Genomic DNA, 21,606 nt, shown 5'->3' with positions numbered 1-21,606 from the left:
CAAGGACTGCCCCACACCAGATTGGACCCCAAACAAAAGCCGCCACAGGGGCGGCTTTTATCATCAGGCATCCCGACATCATCTGATGACGGGATGCTGATTAACGCGGCTTAGCAGCAGGGATCGCTCGGCCCCACGACAAAATCACCACAAGGCGGCTGCGGACCGACAACAAAACAGGCAGCAAATGAAACTGAACTCAGTGCGGACAACAACATGGCAAGCAGAATGGTTTTTTTCATGGCACAAGCTCCAGAATGATTAAAATTCAACCGTTTACGCTGCCATTTTTCATCCAGACAAAATCAGGGCAACGGTCCTCATTCTGTTCTGGAGATCGTGCCGAGTAAGCCGGCTGATTGATCAGTCACCCCTGCGCCTGTTTTTAAACATTTATGCTGACCAGCCATGGCGCATTGCGCTACCCTAGCCGCCTTTCCCCAGTCACCCTTACCGCACCCGCCTTTTGTCATGCGCATCCAGGATTTTCACCACGCCCTCGCCGCCCTTGGCGCCCGCCCCTGCCACATCGGCCGCATCAGCCGCGCCTGGCTGCAAGGCCTGGCGCTGGACCATGGCACCCGCCACCAGCAAAGCGAGCACTATTTTCCGCTCAGCGTACGGCAGGGCTTGCCGGTGCTCAGCCAGCAGCTGGAAGCACTGGCGCGCATCCACACCCGGCATGAGGCCGCCGATGCCGCGCAACGCCTGCTGGTGGAACTGGCCGACGGCCAACTGGTGGAAAGCGTGCTGCTGCCGCGCGACGGGCTCTGCGTTTCCAGCCAGCTGGGCTGTGCCGTGGGCTGCACCTTCTGCATGACCGGCAAATCCGGCCTGCTGCGTCAGCTGGGCAGCGCGGAAATCGTGGCGCAGGTGGTGCTGGCGCGGCGTATCCGCCCGGTGAAAAAAGTGGTGTTCATGGGCATGGGCGAGCCGGCACACAATCTGGACAATGTGCTGGAAGCGATAGATTTTCTCGGCAGCGAGGGCAATATCGCCCACAAGAATCTGGTGTTTTCCACCGTGGGTGACCCGCGCGTGTTCGAGCGCCTGCCACAGCAGCGGGTCAAGCCGGCACTGGCGCTGTCCTTGCACACCACGGATGCCGGGCTGCGCGCCCGCTTGCTACCGCGAGCACCGCGCATCAGTCCGGCCGAGCTGGTGGCACAGGGCGAACGCTATGCCCGCCAGGTGGGCTATCCCATTCAGTACCAGTGGACGCTGCTGGCCGGGGTCAACGACAGCCAGCAGGAAATGGATGCCGCCATCGCCCTGCTCAAGGGCAAATATGGCGTGCTGAACCTGATTCCCTACAACAGCATGGAGGGCGATCACTACCAGCGCCCGGATGCTGCGCACATCCAGTACATGAAACACTATCTGCACCAGCATGGCGTGCTGACCAAGATCCGCGATTCGGCCGGCCAGGACATCGACGGCGGCTGTGGCCAGTTACGCGCCCGCGCCGCCGACATCATCGACAGCAGCCGTCTGCAACGCCGCCAGCGCCACGGCTGAACGGTGCCGGCAGGCGGCCGGCCACAACATTCCTTTGACATGTCATTTGTCCTCTTTGTTATCATGGTTACTTCCGGCCATGACGGCCAACCACGATTGCAAGGAATCCCTGCGTGCGGCTTCGCTTTGAACAATGGCGTGACTTTCTCGACATGGATGCAGACAGCATCAACACCCTGCGCGAGTTTGGCGGACTGATCCGCCCCCATATGGATCTGCTGATGGATGGGGTATATGCCTACATCCATGCCAATGCGGCGGCCAGCGCCACCTTCAGCGCTCCGGCCGCCATGCAGCGCGCCCGTGCCCATCAGCTGCGTCACTGGCAGGACCATGTCTTTGCCGGCAATTTCAACCAGGACTATCTGGAAGCCACCCTGGCCATCGGCCGCACCCATCAGCAACTGGGGGTGGACCTGCGCTTTTACTCCGGCGCCTACGTGGTGGTACTCAATCAGCTGGTGGTGTTGCTGGGGCAGCTGGTGCCGGATGAGGCCCGCCGCAGCCGCTATCTGACGGCAGTGAACCGGGCGGTGTTTCTCGACATGGGGCTGGCTACCTACGCCTACTACGACACCCTGCTGAATGCACTGGAGGACATGGCGCAGGAAGTCACCCTCAGCCTGGCCCGCGCCGGCGAATACCGTGACAACGAAACCGGCAAGCACATTACCCGCATGAGCAAGATGTGCGAGCAGATGGCGCTGGCACTGGGCAAGGACGCCACCTGGGCCCATGCGCTGCGCATGGCCAGTCCCTTGCACGATGTGGGCAAGATCGGTGTGCCGGATCGCATCCTGCTCAAGCCCGGCCGCCTGGACGACAACGAAAGCCAGATCATGCGCGAGCACCCGCGCATCGGCGGCACCATCATTCCCGAGCATCCGGCCCTGGTCATCCGCATGGCGCGCCGCATTGCCCTGACCCACCATGAAAAATGGGATGGCAGCGGCTACCCTGCCGGGCTGTGCGGGGAGGAAATTCCGCTGGAAGGCCGCATTGCCGCCATTTGCGATGTGTACGACGCCCTGGTTTCCACCCGCCCCTACAAGCCGGCATGGTCGCAACAGGCAGCGCTCGACTATCTGCAACAGCAAAGCGGCCTGCATTTCGATCCCCACCTGGTCAGCACCTTCCTGCGCATCGTGCCGGAGGTCGAAGCCATCCAGTCCCGCTACGCGGAAAGCACCAGCTAGCCTATCAGGCCAGGTGCCAGCAGATATAACCAGGCTGTCATCGAAACATGGCACTATTGCTGATTTTGTGGCGCAGCTGGCAGCAATCCGGCCTGCGCCGGCGGCAAGCGGAGGCAAGATGCGCAACAAGGTGATTCTGGTGGTGGTGGACGGATTGGGCTGGCAGGCCGGCCATGACGGCATGGGTTATCTGCAGGGACTGTGCGAGGCCGGCCTGGCCAGCCTGCATCAGCTACGCTGCGAACTGCCCTCGCTGTCGCGCCCGCTGTACGAATGCATACTCACCGGCGTTCCCCCCATCGCCAGCGGTGTGGTGCATAACGATGTGGTGCGGCTGTCCACCGAGCAGAGCATTTTCAGCCTGGCCCGCGCCGCCGGGCTGCGCACCGCTGCCGCGGCCTATCACTGGATCAGCGAGCTTTACAACCGCGCGCCTTATGATGCCGTGCGCGACCGCCTGACCGATGATGCAAGCCTGCCCATCCAGCATGGCCTGTTCTACCATCTGGACCACTACCCGGACGATCACCTGTATATCGATGGCGAACTGCTGCGCCGCCGCCATGATCCGGATTTCCTGCTGATTCACCCCATGGGCGTGGACGATGCCGGCCACCGCTTTGGTGGTGACAGCATGGAATACCGCAATGCCGCCCGCTACCACGACAAGCTGTTGTCGCAGTATCTGCCGCAGTGGCTAGCCGAGGACTACCAGGTGCTGGTCACCAGCGACCACGGCATGAATGCCGACCGCAGCCACGGTGGTGTGCTGCCCGAGGAAAGACTGGTGCCCCTCTATCTGCTGGGCTCGCGCTTTTGCCATGACAGTACCGCCCGCGTCCGCCAGGTGGAGCTGTGCGGGCTGATGGCCAGCCTGCTGGGCATCGCCCACGACAAGCCGGACAACCCTGCCGTGCTGCGCCAGCCGGACTGAACGCCGGCAGCTTGTCTTGCTCCGGCAAAATGCCGATACTGTAATGGCAATTTGCCGACAATGGAGCCTGCCATGGAAGCCAGCCGCTTTACCCCACGGAGCAAGACCACCCCGCCGCCGCCGCGGCGCAAGGGTGGCCTGCAGCTGGACGGCCTGGCAAAACTGCTGGGCCAACCGCTGCACAGCGAGCTGGAGCTGGCCAACTCGGTGGCCGACGGGCTCTCCACCTCGCTGATCACCAATCTGGGCAAGGCCGGGCTCAGCCGCAGCGAGCTGAGCTTTGTCATCCCCGAGCGCACGCTCAGCCACCGCATCCGCAAGGGTGAGCAGCTCAGCCGCGACGAATCCGAGCGCGGCGTGCGCCTGGCCAATCTGCTGTTGCTGGCCGAGCAGGTACTGGGCGAACAGGAGATTGCCACCGCCTGGCTGCGCCAGCCGCTGCAACGCTTCGCTGGCGCCTCGCCACTGGACACCGCCCGTACCGAACAGGGCGCACGACTGGTGGAAGCCTTGCTGTTGCAGATCGATGAGGGCTATGTGGCGTGATCGCCTGGCGCATCAGCAATTACGCCGACCTGCACGGTCTGGGCGGCCTGCTGGTGGGGGGGCGCTGGCATAGCGCCGGTCAGCCGGTGGTCTACCTGGCCGACCACGCCGCCAGCGCCATGCTGGAAATGCTGGTACACAGCGAACTGCCCAGCCTGCCGCCCGGCTTCCAGCTGCTGAAAGTATCCATTCCCGAGCATTGCGTGATGCAGCTGGACGAAGCCGTGCTGGAGGCCGACTGGCGGCAGCACGCCGAGCTAAGCCAGGCCATGGGCGACGACTGGCTGGCCAGCGCGCCTTCTGCAGTACTGAGCGTCCCCAGTGCGCTGGTGGTAGATGGCTGCAACTACCTGCTTAACCCGCGCCATCCGGATGCTTCTTTCTGCAAGATCGTCGACATCATCAGCGCCCCGCTCGACCCCAGATTGCGCAGCCGCCACCCGCCATCCACCGCGCCTGCCAGCCATACTTAGTACCGGTTGTTGCCTTCTTGCCCGCTGTGCTAGCCATCAAACCGACGCACGGCATGGCCGGCTAAGCCGCTGAAATAACACGGCATTTTTCTAACAAATAAACCGGATTATTAAATAGATATCACTGATAGCTGCGATAAAAATTTCAAAATTCTGCCGTCGCCTCACCCTCCCTAGACTGAAGGCCCTTATCCCTTCAGGACCACCATCATGGCCCATACCCGCCCGGCACTGCGCCTGTGCGCCATTGCGTGCAGCCTTGCCCTGCTTGCCCCGGCACATGCCGCCACCCTCACCCGCGATAATGCCGCCGCTGTCGGCGACAACCAGAATTCGCAAACCGCCGGCCCCAGCGGCCCGGTGCTGCTGCAAGACGTACAACTGGTCCAGAAGCTGCAACGCTTCGACCGCGAACGCATTCCGGAGCGGGTGGTGCATGCCCGCGGCGCCGGTGCTTACGGCGTGTTTGAATCCAGTGCCGACATTTCGGCGCTGACCCGGGCCAAGGTTTTCGCCAAGGGCAGCAAAACCCCGGTTTTCGTGCGCTTTTCCACGGTGATTCACGGCCTGCACTCGCCGGAAACCCTGCGCGACCCGCGTGGCTTTGCCACCAAGTTCTATACCAGCGAAGGCAACTGGGACCTGGTTGGCAATAATCTGCCGGTGTTCTTTATCCGCGACGCCATCAAGTTCCCCGACATGGTGCACTCGCTCAAACCATCGCCGGATACCAATCTGCAAGACCCCAACCGCTTCTTCGACTTCTTCTCCTACCAGCCGGAAGCCACCCACATGCTGACCCGGCTGTACTCGGACTACGGCATCCCCAAGGGTTATCAGTACATGGATGGCAATAGCGTCCATGCCTGGAAACTGGTGAATGCCCAGGGCCGTTACGTCTATGTGAAATTCCACTGGGCCAGCCGCCAGGGCCAGCACAACCTCACCATGCAAGAAGCCGCCGCCATTCAGGCGCATGACTTCAACCATGCCAGCCGTGCCCTGATGGCAGCAATCCAGCACAAGCACTATCCGCAATGGGACCTGTACATCCAGGTGATGCAGCCGGAGGACATGGCCAGGCTGGACTATAACCCGCTGGACGCGACCAAGATCTGGAGTGGTGTGCCGGAACACAGGATCGGCACCATGACCCTGAACCGCAATCCGGGCAATATCTTCCAGGAAACCGAGCAGAGCGCCTTTGCCCCCTCCAACCTGGTGCCGGGTATCGAGCCCTCGGAAGACCGCCTGCTGCAAGGACGCATCTTCGCCTATGCCGACACCCAGCTGCACCGCGTGGGAACCAACGGCCTGCAATTGCCGGTCAACCGTCCGCAAGCGGTGGTGGACAACAACAACCAGGATGGCGCAATGAATGGCGGCCAGCGCCAGGGCAGCGTCAATTACGAACCCAGCCGCCAGGGCGGCCTGCAGCAGGATGCCAGCGCCCGCTACAGCCAGCTGCCGCTGTCCGGCAGCACCCAGCAAGCCGGCATCAGCAAAACGCTGAATTTCCGCCAGGCCGGCGAGTTCTACCGCAGCCTGAACAAGCAGGAACAGGCCAACCTCATCGCCAACCTCGCCGCCGACCTGGGCCAGGTGCGCAACGAAGCCACCCGCAACACCATGCTGTCCTACTTCTACAAGGCGGACAGCGGCTATGGCCAGGCCATCAGCAAGGTGCTGAATGCCAATGTGGCTGACATCGCCAGACTGGCCGCCCAGCTGCACGAGTAAGCCCGCAGCCATGCCGTGGCAGCCGCCCCCGGGCTGGCGGCCACAGTCCGACATGGCTATAGTCGCTGGATGATTTTCCTGCGCACCCCCCTGCTGGAACTGGCCGGCATCCAGGCCACGGCGGCCGGCTTTCCCAAGCACACCCACGATGAGTACGTCATCAGCGTCAATCTGGGCGGGCTGGAACAGGTATGGCTGGACGGCAGCAGCTTTGAAGTAAAGCCGGACATGCTCACCATCTATCCGCCGGCAGCGGTGCAGGCCAGCCGCAGCCTGAGCGGCGAAGACTGGCAATGCCTGTCGCTCTACGTAGCACCGGCGGCTTTCCCCGCCTATTTCGACTGTCTGCCGCCTGATCTGCCAAGCCAGCTGCAGCGGCCCGACCTCGCAGCGGCACTGCGCCAGCTGGCCACACAGGACGCCAGCCTGCGTGAAGAAGCCATCATCGCCCTGCTCGCCCGCCTGCCACGGCAAGCATCCTCCGCCCCGGACAAGGCCAGCAGCCGCGGCAGCCTGCTGCTGCAGCGGGTACAGCAACAACTGCTGGATGACCTGTCACAGCCGCTGACCCTGGAGGTACTGGCGCAGCAAGCCGGCATCACCCCGGCCCATCTGGTACGCCGCTTCCACCAGGCCTGCGGCCTGCCGCCACTGGCCTGGCAGATGCAGCAGCGCATGGCCGAAGCCCGCCGCCAGCTGCGTGCCGGCCGCAGCATCATCGAGGTGGCACTGGCCACCGGCTTTGCCGACCAGGCGCACTTCAGCAAGACATTCAGCCGCTTTTGCGGCATGCCCCCCGGCCGCTACCGCCAGATCAATTTTTGACAAGACGCCACCGCCGTCATGCCGGTATCATCCCCCATCATTTTCATTGCGGATCTGCTGTCATGCTGGCCATTGCCACCAAGGGTTTCCTGCTGTCGGTATCGCTGTGTCTGGATATCGGCATCGTCAATGCCGCCCTGATCAACACCGGGCTGCGCAAGGGCTTGCGCCCGGCGCTGATGATGGGACTGGGCTCCTGTTTTGGCGACCTGTTCTACGCCCTGCTGTCCTTGCTGGGCATGTCGCTGCTGTTCAGCTTCACCCCGGTGCGCTGGGTGATGTGGCTGGGCGGTGGCAGCGTGCTGCTGTGGCTGACCTGGAAAATGGCCCGCTCCGCCTGGCAGGAGTTTCACCACCCCAGCACGGCTGCCGGCAAGCCTGCGGACAAGGCAGGGGATGATGGCCAGCGCCGCAGCACGGCGGCGGAGTTCTGGCGCGGCCTGCTGATGGCACTGGCCTCGCCCTCCTCGCTGCTGTGGTTTGCCGCGGTAGGCGGCAGCATCATCGCCCAGTCCACCGATGGCAGCTCGCTGGCGGCCAGCGTGTTTCTGGGCGGCTTTTTCCTGGGCGGCCTCGCCTGGTCGTCCTTTCTGGCCTGGCTGGCCAGCCATGGCCAGAAGCTGGTGGGCCACCGCCTGCTGCTGTATTGCAATGCCGCTTCGGCCGCCCTGTTTGCCTATCTGGCGCTGGGGGTCATCGTGCACGGCTATCAGACCTTGCTATAACTCAGCCATCTGCCACCCGCCCGAGCCCCTGCCATGCTGCGTCTATTGCGCCTGCTCCTGCTGCCCCTGCTGGGGCTGATCGCCTGCACCGCCCTGGCCGACACCCCCAAACCGGTGTTTGGCGTGGTGCTGATGCACGGCAAGGGTGGCAGCCCGGACAAGCATGTGGCCGGGCTGGCCAATGCCCTGCGGCAACAAGGCGTGCTGGTGGCCAATCTGGACATGCCATGGTCTGGCCGACGCGAATACGATGCCGATGTCGCCAGCGCAGTAGCGCAGGTGCAAGATGCACTGGCGACACTACGCCAACAGGGCGCGCGCAAGCTGGTGGTGGCCGGCCACAGCCAGGGCGGCCTGTTTGCACTGTATCTGGCCGGCCGGCTGCCGCTGGATGGCGTGATTGCCATTGCGCCGGGTGGCAATGTGGCAGCCGGCATGCTGCATGACCGGCTGGCCGATTCCGTGGCCAGTGCCCGCAGCCTGCTCGCTGGCGGCCATGGCGAGGAAACAACCCGGCTGGCCGATTTTGAAGGCAGCAAGGGGCGCTACCCGATCAGCACCACGCCGCGCATCTATCTGGACTGGTTCGACCCGGATGGGGCGATGAACCAGGACAAGGCCGTGCAGCAGCTGCCGGCCAGCCTGCCGGTACTGTATATCTCGCCGGAGGGTGACTACCCGGCCTTGCAGCGCCTGCGCCAGCGCATGTTCGACGCCCTGCCGGCCAATCCGGCCAGCCAGCTGCTGATTCCGCCGGGCAGCCATCTGGAGGCCCCCACCGCGGCCATCCCCGGCATCCTGGCCTGGCTGGGCCGGCTGGCGGCCATGGACTGAACTCAGCCCCCGCTTACCGACAGCGCCGACAGCCCGATGCCGCCGGCGCGCGCCACCCTGACCTGCACCGCAATCCTTTCCTTCATGCCTTCCACATGGCTGATGACGCCTATCATCTTGCCGCTGGCATTGAGGCTGTCCAGCGCATCCAGCGCAATTTCCAGCGTTTCGGCATCCAGCGTGCCAAAACCCTCGTCCAGGAACAGCGAGTCGATGGAAGTCTTGTGGCTGACCAGATCGGATAGTGCCAAGGCCAGCGCCAGGCTGACCAGAAAACTCTCGCCCCCCGACAGGGTGCGCGTATCACGGCAGACATCGGCCTGCCAGCTGTCGACGATTTCCAGTTCCAGCTCGCCTTCCGCCTTGCGCCGTAGCTGGTAGCGCCCATGCAGGCGCGCCAGCTGGCGATTGGCCAGATACACCAGGTGATCCAGTGTCAGCCCCTGGGCAAAGCGGCGGAACTTGTCGCCCTTGGCCGAGCCGATCAGCCCGTCCAGCCGCTGCCATAACTCGCTATCGGCCTGCTGCCGGGCGATCTGTGCCAGCAGTGCCTGCAGGCCGCTGCGACGTTGCGCGTCACTATCCAGCAAGGCCTGCAAGGCGCCGCTCTGCGCGCTCAGTTGCTGGCGTTCACCATCCAGCGCGGCCTGCTGTGCCTGCAGCTCATCCAGGCTCAGTGGGCTGATTGCCGCAGCTTGCAACTCGGCCTGGCGGTTATTGGCCGCCTGCAACAAGGCTTCGGCCTGTTGCAGCGACTTGTCCAGGGCTTGCTGCATGGCTTGCAGGGCGGCGCGCTGACTCTCCGGCAGGCAGGCGGCGGCAAAGGCAGCCTCGTCGGCAAAGGGGCTGTGCTGCAAGGCTTGCTGCCATTGCTGCGCTGCCTCCGCCAGTTGCAGCCCTTGCTGGTGCACATCGTGCGCCACTTGCTGTTGCTGGCCTTGCAACTGTGCCAGCGTGGCGGCCAGCGCCACCCGCTGTTGCTGACAGGCGGCCAGCTGCGCCGTCAGGCCGGTCAGGTCGACGACTGGCGCGGTCACGGCGGGCAACGGCTCTGGCAGTGCCAGCTGCTGCCAGTATTGCTGCCATTGCTGGCATTGTTCCTCCGCCTGCATGGCTTGCACTTCCAGCCGTGCCAGCTGTTGCTCCAGCTGCTGCATGGCTTGCTGTTGCTGCTGCCAGTCCTGCCATTGCTGCTCGCAATCGGCCAGCCAGCGGGCGGGGTCATCCGGCATGGCATGACCTGCCGCGGCCAGCGACTGCTGCAGGCTCTGCCACTGTGCCTGTGCTTCGGCCACCAGCTGCGTCAGCTGCGCGTCGGCCTGCCGGCATTGCTGCTGCAAGCTGGCCGCTGCCTGTTGCAGCAAGGCTTGCTCGGCCTGCGCCGCCTGCCATTGCTGGCGGGCATGCTGGCTGGCTTGCAAGGCCTGCTGCCAGTGACGGGCGGCGGCTTCGGCCTGCAGCAGTTGCTGCTGCAGCTGTTCCTGCTGCTGCAAGGCGGCCTGGGCAGCCTGTTCCAGTGACGCCGGCTGCTGCCATGCCTCTGGCTGCAGCGCCAGCGCGGTGGCCAGCGGCTGCCACTGTTGCCATTGCTGTTGCTGACTGTCCTGTTGTGCCTGCCATTGCTGTTGCAGGCTGTCCAGCTGCTGCTGCAGGGCAGCCAGTTCGCCACTGGCTTGCTGGCCCTGTGCCTGCAGCGCGTCCAGCGCCTGTTGCTTGTCCAGCACCGCCTGGCGTGCTGCCGTGGCATCCAGCGCCTGATAGTGCTGTACCAGCGGATGGCTGGCAGAACCGCACAGCGGGCAAGGCTGACCCGGCTGCAACAGTGCGCGCTGGGCTTCCAGATCCTGAATGCGCAGCTCCAGTTCCAGCAGGCGCTGCTTGTCGGCCAGCTGTTCCTGCAGTTCACGATACTGACTGCGCAGCGTGGCCAGCGCCGCCGTGCGCTGCGGCAGCAGCGCCTGTTGCTGCGCCAGTTGCTGCTGCAAGCGCTGTGCGGCCTGCCAGCCTTGCTGCAGCTGCCCGGCCAGCAAGATGGCTTGCTGCCACTGCTGGCTGTCTTGCTGGCCGGCCTGCCATTGCTGGCGCAGGCTGGCGACATCCAGCCGCTGGCTGGCGGCAGCGGCGGTCTGCTCGGCCTGCTGTGCCTGCAGGAAGGCGGCCTCGGCTTGCTGACAGAGCAGGGCCTGCGCCTGCAGGCGTTGCTGCCCGTCGGCCACTGCCGCAGCCAGCTGGCTGCATTGTTGCCTGGCCTGTGCACTGTCCTGCAGGCTGCGGGCATGCTGGGCAAACTGGCTGCGCCAGAGCGGCAGAGATTCCCCCAGCCGCGCCAGTTGTCGCTGAGCCTGTTGCCGTGCCTGCCACTGCTGCCCTTGCTGGCGTATCTGCTGCTGTTGCGCAAGCAGTGCCGCCAGCTGCTGACGGGCCAGCGCCAGCCCCTGCCCGTTGAGCTGCTGCCATTGCTGCCAGCTGTGTTGATAGCGCGCATTCAATGCCTGCAAGGCGGCCTCACCGGCAGCCAGCCGCTGCTGCTGGTTTTGCCAGTGCTGATGCATGGGCGCGATGCGCTGGGCCGGCTCGCTGGCGGCCAGTTGCTGCAATTGCGGCGCAGCCTGGGCAAGGGCGGCTTGCGCCTGTTCCAGTTGCTGGCTGGCCGCCTGCTGTTGCTGCTGTGCCTGCGCCAGTTGCTGCCGCCATTGCAGGGCCTGGCCAAGCTGTTGCTGCTGACCGGCCAGCCTGTGCTGTTGTTGCTGCAGCGCGGTCAGCTCTTGCTGCATGGCGCTGCGCTGCGCCTCGTCCAGCAGTTCCACCCCACCGGCCTGTGCCTGCAATTGCTGCAGCGCCTGGCGGCTGTCACGCGCCTGCTCGAACACCCGCTGGGAAATCTGGCCGTACAGCTCGGTGCCGGTCAGTTCTTCCAGCAGTTCGGCGCGTTCATTGGGGCTGGCATTGAGAAATGCCGCAAAGCCCCCCTGCGCCAGCAGCATGGACTTGGTAAAACGGGCGAAATCCAGCCCGGTGATGGCGGCAATGCGCTTCAGCTTCTCGCTGCTGTGGGTCGTGATGATGGTGCCATCGGCCTCGGCCAGCTCCACCCGCGCCGCTTGCAGGGTGCCGTCCGCCTTGTCGCGCGCGCGGCGCTGGCTCCAGAAGGCGCGATAAGCCTTGCCCTTGACCTCGAACTCCACCTCGGCCAGGCAGTCGGCAGTGTGGCGGGTCATGATGTCGTTGCTGCTGGCGGAAATGGTCTTCAGCCGTGGGGTTTCGTGGTAGAGCGCCAGACAGATGGCGTCCAGCAGCGTGGATTTGCCGGCGCCGGTAGGGCCGGTAATGGCAAACAGGCCGTTGTCGCGAAACGGCGGCCGGGTAAAGTCGATCTTCCATTCGCCCTTGAGCGAATTGAGGTTTTTCAGGCGCAGGGTAAGGATTTTCATGCCTGCTCCTCCTGCAGGGCCATCAGCACCTGCTGATAGCGCTGGCGCAGCTGCGCGGCCAGTGCATCATCCATTTCTTCCAGTTCCAGCCGGCGCTCGAACACCTCTTGCGGGCTCAGTTCGTCCAGTGTGCTGCGTTCGGCCTGCAGCGTGGCGGATTGCTGGCTGCGGGCGCGGCGCAGGCGCAGCAGCTCGGCCGGCTGCCCGTCCAGCATGCCCTGGATGCGGGTTTGCAGATCGGACAGATAATCATCGCCTTCCACCACCACTTCCAGCCACAGCACCTGTCCCTGGTCGATGGCCGCGATGGCGGCGGGAATGCTGCGCTGCAGCTGGGCCAGCGTGCCACGCAGGCTGCACAGCGGTTGAAAACACGGCACGGCCAGCGGGTTGATGCCGGTAATGGCGGCGCCGGCCAGCTCCAGCAGCAGCATCTGCTTGCTTTGCCCCAGCTCATCAAAACTCAGCGCCAGCGGTGAGCCGCTATAGCGGACATGCGCCTGGCCGGCCACCATTTGCGGGCGGTGAATATGGCCCAGCGCGATATAGTCGAACGGCGGAAAGGCATTGGTGGGGAAGGCGTCCAGCGCTCCGACATAGATCTCGCGCACCGATTCGCTGCTGCTGGCCCCCACCGTGGTGAGGTGGCCTGTGGCGAGAATGGGCAGTGGCAAACCGAGGCGGCTGCGCTCTTGCACGGCCAGCTGATACAGCGCCTGATAATGCGCGGCAATGGCCTGCTGCAGGTCCTGCTGTTTTTCCTCGGCACTCTGGCCGGCCTGGCTTTGCAGCACATCGCGGGCGCGGATGAAGGGTACGGCACACAGCAAGGCTGCGGGCTGGCCGTCCTGATCACACAATGTCAGCAACTGCCGCGAGATATCATCCGCCACCGCCGGCACCACGGTGCAGCCCAGGTAGGCCAGCAGCGGCCGGCTTTCTTCCAGCGTGGCCACCGAGTCGTGATTGCCGCCCAGCAATACCAGCTGGCAGCCTGCCTCGTGCAGGCGCACCACCAGCTGGTTGTACAGTTCCCGCGCATAGCTGGGTGGTGCGCCGGTATCGAAGATGTCACCGGCCAGCAGCACCGCATCGATGGCCTGCTGCGTCACCTGCAATAGCAGCCAGTCGATCAGGGCCTGATGTTCCGCCTGCCGGCTACGGCCCATGAAATGCTGGCCCAGATGCCAGTCCGAAGTATGAAGAATGCGCATGCCATCACTCGTCAAGAGAAGTAGCGCGCATTCTAGCAAGCCCGGCGCAGCCCTGCCTGTCCGGGCTGGGCGGCAAACCGCGCGATAGTGCGTAAAATGGGCAGGATGAAACCACTGCCACGCTATCTGCTGGCGAGCCTGCTCGCCGTCCAGCTGTCCTGCCTGCCGGCACAGGCCGCCACCACGCCCGTCGCCAGCCAGACCGAAGCCGCCTTTGCACCGGACCCGGCTGCGCTGGAGCTGGTGTTGAAAGCAGTGCAGAGCGCCCGCCACTCGATTCATGTGGCCGCCTATGTCTTTACCAGCAAGCCGCTGGCACAGGCGCTGCTCGCGGCTCAGCGTGCCGGCATCGAAGTGGCGGTGGTGGCTGACAGCAAGGAAAACACTGGTCGTTACAGCGCCACCCGATTTCTGGCCGATCAGGGCGTGGCAGTACGGCTGAATGCGCGCTATGCCATCTTCCACAATAAATTCATGATCATCGACGCCACCCATGTACAGACCGGCAGTTTCAACTACTCTGCCGCGGCAGCCAGCAAGAATGCCGAAAACGTACTGGTTGTGTGGAATGCGCCGGAGCTGGCGGCACGCTACGAGCAGCAATGGCAAAGACTATGGCAGGAAGCAGCAGCACTGCCCGATGCCACGCGCGCTGAGTAGCCCGGCGCCCGGTGAACGCATGCGCCGTCCTGGCGGCTAGGCGGCCGTGGCCGCCAGAATCGCCGCCGCATCAGCGACCTGGCAGTACTCGCCATGCTGATTGGCCAGGCTCATCTCATGCACCTCGCCCGCCGTGCGCCAGCGGCCCGACCAGTCGGCACGGCCAAACGTGAAGCAGGCATCCTCTACCAGATAGACGGTAAAACCCAGATTGCCGGCCATGCGCACCGTCGCTTCCACCGAATTGCTGGTGGCCACGCCCACTACCACCAGGCTGATACAGCCCATGGCAGCCAGTTGCGCTTGCAAGTCCGTGCCGATAAAGGCGGAATTGGTCTGTTTGGCCAGCACCCACTCACCCGGCAAGGGGGCTACTTCCGGCTTGAAGGCATGGCCGGGCTGACCGGGGCGGTAAGTCGAATCAGCTGCCAGTGAATCGTGGCGGACATGGCAGAGCGGGCGTCGCTGGCTGCGCCAGTGCGCCAGCAACTGCGCGGCCACGGTTTCGGCTTGCGGATTATTGCGCTCGCCCCAGCTGGGGTGGTCCACCGCCTGCTGCATGTCGATCAGCAGCAATACGGTATTGGCGGGAAGTGGCGGCAAGGTGGTGGCAGACATGGCTATTTGGCAAAAAAATAATGCATCAGCATAGCAGGACGCCCACTGCCTGTATTTGCCTGGCGGTAAAATGCAAACAACCCACCGGACCTGAGTCGGGTGGGTTGTTGTCTGCCTGTCTGGCGGTCAGCAGCTTTTACAAGCCGCTGCTACAGACATGACAATCAGCAATTACAGCGGCTGAATGTTGGTGGCAGCCGGGCCTTTTTGACCCATTGCCTTGGTGTAGCTAACTTTCTGGCCATCATGCAGCGACTTGAAGCCGTCTACCTTGATTTCGGAGAAGTGAGCGAACAGGTCATCACCGCCGGCGTCCGGAGTGATGAAACCAAAGCCTTTAGCGTCATTGAAGAATTTAACGGTGCCGGTTTCCATAATACATCCCTAACAAAATAAAATTTAAACTGGGCAAAAGCCCGGAAACAAGAAATTCAAGCAATCGACATTTGAACAATTAGGCAACTCTTTTGGAGGGACGCACACTGTAACGAAATAGGCACAAAACTTGAAATCTTGCAGGACCGTTATACGCACCTTGTTCCATGCGGTCAAACAATATCTGTCAAATCAGCAAAATAATTTTTATCCGACTCATGGCATATTCATATTCATGACAAAAATATTGATGTGCCGAATAAAAACCGCATGGGCAAACAAGCCGCACAAGCATTGCTCATGAACAAGGCGGCAGTGCGGATCAACAGCGCACAGCCAGCGCCTGCTGCGACTGCAATGCCGCCCGCAGGAATTCCAGCCAGGCCCGCAGCTTGGCCTGCTGCGGCTGTGCCGGCGGATACAGCGCATAAATGTCGGCCGGTTCCGACTGCCAGTCCGGCAGCACGCGCTGCAACTGCCCGCTGCGCAACAGCTCGCCCACATCCCACCACGAGCGCAATACCAGGCCCAGCCCCTGCATGGCCCACTGCACTGCTGTTTCGCCATCATTACTGGACAAGGGGCCGCGCACCTTGACCGTTTCTTCCCGCTCCCCCTGCTGCAGCACCCAGCTGCCGTGCGTGTCGTGATTTTCGCGGATCACGATGCAATCATGCCGCAGCAAGTCACGCGGCTGGGTGATCGGCGGACGCCCGGCCAGATAAGCCGGCGCCGCACACAATACCCGGCGGTTACGCAGCAGCAGGCTGGCATGCAGGCGCGCATCCGGCGGCTGGCCAAAGCGGATGGCCACATCAAAGCCTTCCTGTCGCCGCGGCGGACTGTCGCTCAGCTGCAGCTCGACTTCCAGCCGCGGGTATTGGCGGGCAAAGTCGGCCAGCAAGGGCGCGATATGGCGGCGGCCAAAGCCGAAACTGGCATTGACGCGCAGCAGGCCATGCGGCTGATTGGGGTCGCCGCGCACCCGCCCTTCCAGCTCGGCAATTTCAGCCAGCAGGCGACGTGCCTCGGCCAGATACAGCTGCCCGGCCTCGGTCAATTGCAGTGAGCGGGTGGTCCGCCGCAGCAGCACGATACCCAGACGCGCCTCCAGCTCTTGCAGACGGCGGCTGATCACCGGCGGCGTGACACCCAGCTGCCGGGCAGTCGCCACCATGCTGCCGCACTGGTTCAGCTGCAGGAAGAATTCCAGATCAGACACCGCATTCATTATTGCACTCAGCTTAATAATGGTTTAGTTGAAACTGAATTATAGCCGCCAATTCACCTAGTAAACTGTGACACCGACAATCAAAGATGGAGCATGTGATGCTGGGGCAAATACTGGAAGCACTGGCCCTTGGCGGCCTGCTTGGCGGCATCGGCGGCCTGCTGGGCATCGGCGGCGGCATCCTCGCCATACCGGTCCTGGTCATGCTGTATGGCATGAACCAGGCTCTGGCGCAGGGTACGGCACTGGTGATGATGACGCCCAATGTGCTGATCGGCTTCTGGCGCTACCGCCAGCGCAATCCCTTTCCCCTGCATACCGCACTACTGATCGGCCTGTGCGCGGTGATCAGCACCTATCCGGCGGCCCGGCTTGCCGTCGGCATGGACAGCGGCCTGCTCAAGCAGTGCTTTGCGGGATTCTTGCTCTTGCTGGCGGTTTACTTCCTGCTCGACAGCCGCTTGCGCCAGGCTGCCGGACGCCCCGCCTGGCCTGAAGCGCTATTACCGCTGGTAGGCGTGATCGGCGGGCTGTTTGCCGGCCTGTTCAGCGTGGGCGCCGGCATCGTCGCCGCACCGATCCTGGTCAAGGGCTTTGGCAAAAAGCAGGCCGTCGCCCAGGGGCTGGCACTGGCGCTGGTGGTGCCAGGTGCGGTGGTGGCGCTGTGGACTTACGGCCGGGCCGGCCATATCGACTGGCAGCTCGGCCTGCCCATGGCCCTGGGTGGCGTCTGCACGGTGTCGCACGGCGTGGCATGGGCGCACCGGCTGCCGGAAAGCCGGCTGAAACAACTGTTTGCGCTGATGCTGCTGCTCACCGCGCTGCTGATGTCGCGGCACGGGTGAGCAACTTGTCGTAAAAGCGCTTTTGTTTTGCCGGACGGATCTCTATCATCCGTCCATCCTTTCTGCATGGCCGCCATCATGATTACCCTGCACCACCTCAACAATTCCCGCTCGCAACGCATCATCTGGCTGCTGGAAGAATTGCAGCTGCCCTACCAGATCAAGCACTACCAGCGCGACCCGCGCAGCATGCTGGCCCCGGCCGCCCTGAAGGCCGTGCACCCGCTGGGCAAATCGCCGGTGATCAGCGACGACGACATCGTGGTGGCCGAATCTGGCGCCATCATTGAGTACCTGGTGGAAAAATATGGCGTCGGCCGTCTGAAACCGGCGGCCGACAGCAAGGCACTGCTGGACTATCGCTACTGGCTGCACTATGCCGAAGGCTCGGCCATGCCGCCGCTGCTGATGAACCTGGTGTTTTCGCGGCTGGACCAGCCCCCCATGCCCGCCCTGCTGCGCCCACTGGCGCGGCTGATTGCCAGGGGGGTGCGCAGCAATTACCTGAATCCGCAGCTGCAGCTGCATTTCGACCATATCGAACAGCAGCTGGCGCAAAACAGCTGGTTTGCCGGCAAGGACTTCTCCGCGGCCGACATCCAGATGAGCTTTCCGCTGGAAGCCGCCAGCCACAGCGGCATCCTGAGCGCCCGTCACCCGCATATCCAGGCTTTCCTGTCGGCCATCCATGCCCGTCCGGCCTATCAGGCCGCGCTGCGCCAGGGCGGCCCCTACGACTTTGCCTGAACAGCGCAGCGCAAAAACGGCAAGGCGGGGGCTTGACGAAAAAATCCGCCTTGGCTATCATGCCGCTCTCTTTTGGAGGGGTTACCCCAGCGGTCAACGGGTCCGGACTGTAAATCCGGCGGCTCAGCCTTCGAAGGTTCGAATCCTTCTCCCTCCACCAGTTTTCATGCAAAAGGCCCGACACCGTGTTCGGGCCTTTTGTCATGGGTCCGCACCAGCCGCGCTCACACCACCGGAAAAGCAGCCATGGCCAGCAAAAACAGCAAGCACGACAAACCGCGCAGCAAGGCAGCGGCACGCACGCCCGAGCAAAAAAGATGGCTGCGCGCCGAGGAAGCCTGCCGCCACGCCATGGACCAGCTGTTTGCCATGCAACGAGGCGAGCGCTTTGCCGACAACGAACTGGCCGGCAAATACGCGGTGATGGCGGGGATTCACTATCGCAAGATCCGCAATGGCAAGGTACTGGGCGCGGCCGACTTCAATGCCGCAGTGGAAGTCAGCACCGCCACCCGCCGCTGCCTGCAGCAGCTGGATGCCACCCTCAGCTTCAGCGCCCTGCAGGATGGCCCCGCCCTGCTGGCCGTACTGCAGCAGATCGACGGCGTACTGGCTGACTACCGCCAGCTGAAAGGCGGCAAGGACTAGCCCCTGCCGGCAAAGCATCAATGCAGATGGCGCGCCAGCATGGCCTGCAACTGACCGCCGGCCTCCAGCCTGAGCAACGCCCGATCCAGCTGCTCACGCAGCCTTTCCGCACCGGCCATTTGCCGGGAAATCATGAAATGCACCCGTACCGGGCTGCCACCAGGCAGCGGCCGCATCGCCAGCGGTGCAGCACCCGCAGCCACCCCCAGCTTTTGCAAACCCTGCCACACCTCGCGGTACTCGACAAAGCCACGACAATGCCCAGCCTGCAGCTTGCGTAGCAGATCGGGATAATTGGCCGACCCGGCATCTACCTGCGCCGGACTCAAACCAAAAGCACGATAATTGAAACCGTTCAGGCCACACCAGGGCAGCCCGGCCGCAGCAGCCAGCGGGGTCTGCAAGGTCAGCTGCACCGGCTGCAGTTGCAAATACGAACGCGTGAACAAAAACCGCTGCGCGCGCTCTGGCGAATAGCTGGCCGCCATCACCAGCTGCACCTGCCGCCCCTGCTCGGCAGCGGCAAGACAGCGGGCAAAGGGCATCAATCTGACCTCCACCCCAACCCGGTCGGCCAGGGCTGCACGCAGCACATCCGGCGAATAGCCCTGTACTGCGTCGCTGCCGGGCTGGCGATAGGACGAAGGCGGCCACTGATTGTCGCCACCACAAGCCACCACAGCCGCCCGCGCTGGCAAGGGCAGCATCGCCATGACCATCAGCAGCCCACCGCACCACCTGCTTGTTCGCCCCATCCGCCTCCCACTGGTCGGCCACGACAGCCGCCATCATCAAACTGCCACCCGAAACCCCAACAATACCATCATGGCAACTGGCTTTTCGAGTGGGGGCGGCCATGTTAGGCTGCCGCATGCCTCAAGCACTGTATGCCTTTCTGGCGGCACAGCACATTCACTACCAGCGCTTCGACCATGCGCCGGTCTTCAACTGCGCCGAAGCCAGCGCCATCATCCCCGACCTGCCGGGTGCGGAAACCAAGAACCTGTTTCTCAAGGCCGGCAAGAGCGGGCGCTATCTGCTGATCTGCCTGCCGGCCGCGCAGCGGCTCGACCTCAAAGCCTGTGCCGAGCAACTGCAGATCAAGGGACTGGGCTTTGCCTCGCCCGCGCGGCTACAGCAGGCACTGGGACTGACACCGGGCGCGGTCAGCCTGCTGGCCGTCATTAACGACCAGGCCGGCATGGTGGATGTGATCATCGACCCGATACTGCTGCAACAGCCGGCCATACTATGCCACCCGCTGCACAACAGCAGCACACTGGCCGTGGACAGGGACGATCTGCTGCGCTTTTTGCAGCTGACCGGTCATCCGCCACGCCTGCTGGCCCTGCCACTACTGCCATCAGACTGATGCACACGTAAAAAAGGCTGCAACGGGCGGCGTGAGCCACACTTCCCGTTACAGCCTTTTGCGGCACTGGCCGCGCTCAGTGCTGCAGAATCAGACGCCTGCCTCGTGCGCCTGCACATCAGCGTGATAGCTAGAGCGCACCATGGCACCGACTGCGGCGTGGGCAAAGCCCATTTCGTAGGCTTTTTCCTCGAACATCTTGAAGGTGTCGGGGTGGACGTAACGCAAGACCGGCAGATGGCCATCGGACGGCTGCAGATACTGGCCGATGGTCAGCATGTCCACATTGTGGGCGCGCAGGTCGCGCATCACTTCGAGGATTTCCTCGTCGGTCTCGCCCAGACCCACCATCAGGCCGGACTTGGTACGCACTTGCGGGTTCTTGGCCTTGTAGTCCTTGAGCAACTGCAAGGAATGCGCGTAATCGGCACCGGGACGGGCCTGCTTGTACAGGCGCGGCACGGTTTCCAGATTGTGGTTCATCACATCCGGCGGCGTGGTGGTGAGAATATCCACCGCGATATCCAGCCGGCCGCGGAAGTCCGGCACCAGGGTTTCGATCTGGGTATCCGGCGAAGCCGCACGCACTGCACTGATGCAGTCGGCAAAATGCTGGGCACCGCCGTCGCGCAGGTCGTCACGGTCCACCGAGGTCACCACCACGTACTTCAGGCGCATGGCGGCCACGCTCTCGGCCAGGTGCTTGGGCTCGTTTTCGTCCAGCGGATTGGGACGGCCATGCCCCACGTCGCAGAAGGGGCAGCGACGGGTGCAGATGTCACCCATGATCATGAAGGTGGCGGTACCCTTGCTGAAGCACTCGCCGATATTCGGGCAGGTGGCTTCTTCGCACACGGTATGCAGCTTCTGATCACGCAGAATCTGTTTGATTTCGTGAAAACGCTGGCCGGTGGGCAGCTTGGCGCGAATCCATTCCGGCTTTTTCAGCTTTTCATCCAGCGGCACGATCTTGATGGGAATGCGTGCGGTTTTGGCGGCGCCTTTATGCTTGACCCCTGCCTCGTTGTCCAACTTCATGCTGTCTCCTTCACCACGGTCAGGTGTTTTTCCAGCTGGGGCAGCAGCAGCTCGGCTACTTGCGCCAGGGTTTTATCCACCCCCAAATCCTTCATTTGCGTCACCCGCAGGCCTTCATAGCCGCAGGGATTGATCCAGCTGAACGGGGTCAGGTCCATGTCCACATTCAGTGACAGGCCGTGATACACCGCTCCGTTCTTGATGCGCAAGCCCAGCGAGGCAATCTTGGCACCATCCACATACACGCCGGGGGCGTTGACATCGCCATTGGCGCTAATGCCCTGTTCGGCCAGCATGTCGATGACCGACTGCTCGATGCGTCGCACCAGTTCGCGCACGCCAATATGCATGCGCTTGAAATCGATCAGCAGATACACCACCAGCTGGCCGGGGCCATGATAGGTAACCTGGCCACCGCGATCGGTCTTCACCACCGGAATATCAGTCAGCCGCAGCAAATGCTCCGGCTTGCCGGCCAGGCCCTGGGTATACACCGGATGGTGCTCCACCACCCACAGCTCGTCCGGCGTTTCGGCGCTACGGCTATCGGTAAAGGACTGCATGGTGCGCCAGGTCGGTTCGTAATCCACCAGACCCAAATGCTTGATCAGACGCTGCACGCGCGAGGCTCCTGTT

General features: G+C 63.3%; 23 protein-coding genes and 1 tRNA gene. 15 read left to right on the top strand and 9 right to left on the bottom strand.

Features of this window, described 5'->3' with window-relative positions; all coding sequences use genetic code 11:
* Positions 1–110 precede the first annotated feature (110 nt).
* Positions 111–242 carry a hypothetical protein gene (locus JHD64_RS22155; RefSeq protein WP_255524278.1) on the bottom strand — a complete coding sequence of 44 codons (132 nt, stop codon included), beginning with the start codon at positions 240–242 and terminating at the stop codon, positions 111–113.
* Positions 243–471: 229 nt separating this feature from the next.
* On the opposite strand from JHD64_RS22155, the gene JHD64_RS00170 reads away from it, so the two are divergent.
* The 9 genes from JHD64_RS00170 to JHD64_RS00130 all read left to right on the top strand — a co-directional run bounded on the left by JHD64_RS00170 (position 472) and on the right by JHD64_RS00130 (position 8,791).
* Positions 472–1,518 carry an RNA methyltransferase gene (locus JHD64_RS00170; RefSeq protein WP_199051869.1) on the top strand — a complete coding sequence of 349 codons (1,047 nt, stop codon included), beginning with the start codon at positions 472–474 and terminating at the stop codon, positions 1,516–1,518.
* Between the two features lie 113 nt (positions 1,519–1,631).
* Positions 1,632–2,714, top strand: a complete 1,083-nt coding sequence (locus tag JHD64_RS22430) for an HD domain-containing phosphohydrolase (RefSeq protein WP_199051868.1) — start codon at positions 1,632–1,634, stop codon at positions 2,712–2,714.
* 118 nt (positions 2,715–2,832) lie between these two features.
* On the top strand, positions 2,833–3,648 hold the full coding sequence (locus JHD64_RS00160) for an alkaline phosphatase family protein (protein ID WP_059286667.1): 816 nt from the start codon (positions 2,833–2,835) through the stop codon (positions 3,646–3,648).
* 72 nt (positions 3,649–3,720) lie between these two features.
* Complete coding sequence (locus tag JHD64_RS00155) at positions 3,721–4,194, top strand: antitoxin Xre/MbcA/ParS toxin-binding domain-containing protein (protein WP_158527665.1); 474 nt, start codon at positions 3,721–3,723, stop codon at positions 4,192–4,194.
* On the top strand, positions 4,191–4,667 hold the full coding sequence (locus JHD64_RS00150) for an RES family NAD+ phosphorylase (RefSeq protein WP_199051867.1): 477 nt from the start codon (positions 4,191–4,193) through the stop codon (positions 4,665–4,667). The genes JHD64_RS00155 and JHD64_RS00150 overlap by 4 nt, the downstream gene beginning before the upstream one ends.
* Positions 4,668–4,877: 210 nt before the next feature.
* Positions 4,878–6,407, top strand: coding sequence for a catalase (locus tag JHD64_RS00145; protein ID WP_059286670.1), 1,530 nt, complete (start codon positions 4,878–4,880; stop codon positions 6,405–6,407).
* A gap of 15 nt (positions 6,408–6,422) precedes the next feature.
* Positions 6,423–7,232: an AraC family transcriptional regulator gene (locus JHD64_RS00140; RefSeq protein ID WP_199051866.1), complete on the top strand. Its 810-nt coding sequence runs from the start codon at positions 6,423–6,425 to the stop codon at positions 7,230–7,232.
* A 62-nt stretch (positions 7,233–7,294) separates the two neighbouring features.
* Complete coding sequence (locus JHD64_RS00135; RefSeq protein ID WP_199051865.1) at positions 7,295–7,957, top strand: LysE family translocator; 663 nt, start codon at positions 7,295–7,297, stop codon at positions 7,955–7,957.
* A gap of 33 nt (positions 7,958–7,990) precedes the next feature.
* Entirely contained in the window at positions 7,991–8,791 is an 801-nt protein-coding gene (locus tag JHD64_RS00130; RefSeq protein ID WP_199051864.1) for an alpha/beta fold hydrolase, read from the top strand.
* Positions 8,792–8,793: 2 nt separating this feature from the next.
* Here JHD64_RS00130 and JHD64_RS00125 read toward each other — a convergent pair whose 3' ends face one another.
* Complete coding sequence (locus JHD64_RS00125; protein ID WP_199051863.1) at positions 8,794–12,222, bottom strand: AAA family ATPase; 3,429 nt, start codon at positions 12,220–12,222, stop codon at positions 8,794–8,796.
* A complete protein-coding gene (gene sbcD / locus JHD64_RS00120; RefSeq protein ID WP_199051862.1) occupies positions 12,219–13,436 on the bottom strand; it encodes an exonuclease subunit SbcD in 1,218 nt (405 codons plus the stop codon). The genes JHD64_RS00125 and sbcD overlap by 4 nt, the downstream gene beginning before the upstream one ends.
* Positions 13,437–13,541: 105 nt before the next feature.
* Here sbcD and JHD64_RS00115 point away from each other — a divergent pair, with 105 nt between their 5' ends.
* Positions 13,542–14,096, top strand: coding sequence for a phospholipase D family protein (locus JHD64_RS00115; protein ID WP_199051861.1), 555 nt, complete (start codon positions 13,542–13,544; stop codon positions 14,094–14,096).
* A 36-nt stretch (positions 14,097–14,132) separates the two neighbouring features.
* Here JHD64_RS00115 and JHD64_RS00110 read toward each other — a convergent pair whose 3' ends face one another.
* From JHD64_RS00110 to JHD64_RS00100, 3 genes are all read right to left on the bottom strand, one after another.
* The gene (locus tag JHD64_RS00110) at positions 14,133–14,714 is read right to left on the bottom strand and encodes a cysteine hydrolase family protein (RefSeq protein WP_199051860.1); all 582 of its coding nucleotides are present in this window, start codon (positions 14,712–14,714) and stop codon (positions 14,133–14,135) included.
* Positions 14,715–14,885: 171 nt separating this feature from the next.
* A complete protein-coding gene (locus tag JHD64_RS00105) occupies positions 14,886–15,089 on the bottom strand; it encodes a cold-shock protein (RefSeq protein ID WP_059287215.1) in 204 nt (67 codons plus the stop codon).
* A 322-nt stretch (positions 15,090–15,411) separates the two neighbouring features.
* A complete protein-coding gene (locus JHD64_RS00100) occupies positions 15,412–16,320 on the bottom strand; it encodes a LysR family transcriptional regulator (protein WP_199051859.1) in 909 nt (302 codons plus the stop codon).
* Positions 16,321–16,418: 98 nt separating this feature from the next.
* Here JHD64_RS00100 and JHD64_RS00095 point away from each other — a divergent pair, with 98 nt between their 5' ends.
* The 4 genes from JHD64_RS00095 to JHD64_RS00080 all read left to right on the top strand — a co-directional run bounded on the left by JHD64_RS00095 (position 16,419) and on the right by JHD64_RS00080 (position 18,560).
* Positions 16,419–17,165 carry a sulfite exporter TauE/SafE family protein gene (locus JHD64_RS00095; protein ID WP_233170262.1) on the top strand — a complete coding sequence of 249 codons (747 nt, stop codon included), beginning with the start codon at positions 16,419–16,421 and terminating at the stop codon, positions 17,163–17,165.
* A 78-nt stretch (positions 17,166–17,243) separates the two neighbouring features.
* On the top strand, positions 17,244–17,912 hold the full coding sequence (locus tag JHD64_RS00090) for a glutathione S-transferase family protein (RefSeq protein ID WP_199051858.1): 669 nt from the start codon (positions 17,244–17,246) through the stop codon (positions 17,910–17,912).
* A gap of 74 nt (positions 17,913–17,986) precedes the next feature.
* Positions 17,987–18,072: transfer RNA gene (locus JHD64_RS00085), tRNA-Tyr, on the top strand.
* Positions 18,073–18,158: 86 nt separating this feature from the next.
* On the top strand, positions 18,159–18,560 hold the full coding sequence (locus JHD64_RS00080; protein ID WP_199051857.1) for a hypothetical protein: 402 nt from the start codon (positions 18,159–18,161) through the stop codon (positions 18,558–18,560).
* Positions 18,561–18,577: 17 nt separating this feature from the next.
* Here JHD64_RS00080 and JHD64_RS00075 read toward each other — a convergent pair whose 3' ends face one another.
* The gene (locus JHD64_RS00075; RefSeq protein ID WP_199051856.1) at positions 18,578–19,279 is read right to left on the bottom strand and encodes an ABC transporter substrate-binding protein; all 702 of its coding nucleotides are present in this window, start codon (positions 19,277–19,279) and stop codon (positions 18,578–18,580) included.
* Positions 19,280–19,431: 152 nt separating this feature from the next.
* Here JHD64_RS00075 and JHD64_RS00070 point away from each other — a divergent pair, with 152 nt between their 5' ends.
* A complete protein-coding gene (locus JHD64_RS00070; protein ID WP_199051855.1) occupies positions 19,432–19,932 on the top strand; it encodes a prolyl-tRNA synthetase associated domain-containing protein in 501 nt (166 codons plus the stop codon).
* Between the two features lie 90 nt (positions 19,933–20,022).
* On the opposite strand, the gene lipA is transcribed toward JHD64_RS00070, so the two are convergent.
* Positions 20,023–20,970, bottom strand: coding sequence for a lipoyl synthase (lipA, locus tag JHD64_RS00065; protein WP_199051854.1), 948 nt, complete (start codon positions 20,968–20,970; stop codon positions 20,023–20,025).
* Complete coding sequence (gene lipB / locus JHD64_RS00060) at positions 20,967–21,590, bottom strand: lipoyl(octanoyl) transferase LipB (RefSeq protein ID WP_059286388.1); 624 nt, start codon at positions 21,588–21,590, stop codon at positions 20,967–20,969. Before lipB ends, lipA begins: the two co-directional genes overlap by 4 nt.
* Positions 21,591–21,606 lie beyond the last annotated feature (16 nt).

Source organism: Aquitalea sp. ASV15 (assembly GCF_016429115.1).
Classification (GTDB): Bacteria; Pseudomonadota; Gammaproteobacteria; order Burkholderiales; family Chromobacteriaceae; genus Aquitalea; species Aquitalea magnusonii.
This window is presented reverse-complemented; position numbering and strand designations above follow the sequence as displayed.

Bases quoted from the DNA above. Each gene is read 5' to 3' on its own strand.
- lipA (WP_199051854.1), bottom strand. From the start codon at position 20,970: ATGAAGTTGGACAACGAGGCAGGGGTCAAGCATAAAGGCGCCGCCAAA.
- JHD64_RS00095 (WP_233170262.1), top strand. From the start codon at position 16,419: ATGCTGGGGCAAATACTGGAAGCACTGGCCCTTGGCGGCCTGCTTGGC.
- JHD64_RS00130 (WP_199051864.1), top strand. From the start codon at position 7,991: ATGCTGCGTCTATTGCGCCTGCTCCTGCTGCCCCTGCTGGGGCTGATC.
- JHD64_RS00115 (WP_199051861.1), top strand. From the start codon at position 13,542: ATGAAACCACTGCCACGCTATCTGCTGGCGAGCCTGCTCGCCGTCCAG.
- JHD64_RS00170 (WP_199051869.1), top strand. From the start codon at position 472: ATGCGCATCCAGGATTTTCACCACGCCCTCGCCGCCCTTGGCGCCCGC.
- JHD64_RS00155 (WP_158527665.1), top strand. From the start codon at position 3,721: ATGGAAGCCAGCCGCTTTACCCCACGGAGCAAGACCACCCCGCCGCCG.
- JHD64_RS00080 (WP_199051857.1), top strand. From the start codon at position 18,159: ATGGCCAGCAAAAACAGCAAGCACGACAAACCGCGCAGCAAGGCAGCG.
- JHD64_RS00105 (WP_059287215.1), bottom strand. From the start codon at position 15,089: ATGGAAACCGGCACCGTTAAATTCTTCAATGACGCTAAAGGCTTTGGT.
- JHD64_RS00090 (WP_199051858.1), top strand. From the start codon at position 17,244: ATGATTACCCTGCACCACCTCAACAATTCCCGCTCGCAACGCATCATC.
- JHD64_RS00125 (WP_199051863.1), bottom strand. From the start codon at position 12,222: ATGAAAATCCTTACCCTGCGCCTGAAAAACCTCAATTCGCTCAAGGGC.
- sbcD (WP_199051862.1), bottom strand. From the start codon at position 13,436: ATGCGCATTCTTCATACTTCGGACTGGCATCTGGGCCAGCATTTCATG.
- JHD64_RS00135 (WP_199051865.1), top strand. From the start codon at position 7,295: ATGCTGGCCATTGCCACCAAGGGTTTCCTGCTGTCGGTATCGCTGTGT.
- JHD64_RS00100 (WP_199051859.1), bottom strand. From the start codon at position 16,320: ATGAATGCGGTGTCTGATCTGGAATTCTTCCTGCAGCTGAACCAGTGC.
- JHD64_RS00110 (WP_199051860.1), bottom strand. From the start codon at position 14,714: ATGTCTGCCACCACCTTGCCGCCACTTCCCGCCAATACCGTATTGCTG.
- JHD64_RS00145 (WP_059286670.1), top strand. From the start codon at position 4,878: ATGGCCCATACCCGCCCGGCACTGCGCCTGTGCGCCATTGCGTGCAGC.
- JHD64_RS00075 (WP_199051856.1), bottom strand. From the start codon at position 19,279: ATGGTCATGGCGATGCTGCCCTTGCCAGCGCGGGCGGCTGTGGTGGCT.
- JHD64_RS00160 (WP_059286667.1), top strand. From the start codon at position 2,833: ATGCGCAACAAGGTGATTCTGGTGGTGGTGGACGGATTGGGCTGGCAG.
- JHD64_RS22155 (WP_255524278.1), bottom strand. From the start codon at position 242: ATGAAAAAAACCATTCTGCTTGCCATGTTGTTGTCCGCACTGAGTTCA.
- JHD64_RS00070 (WP_199051855.1), top strand. From the start codon at position 19,432: ATGCCTCAAGCACTGTATGCCTTTCTGGCGGCACAGCACATTCACTAC.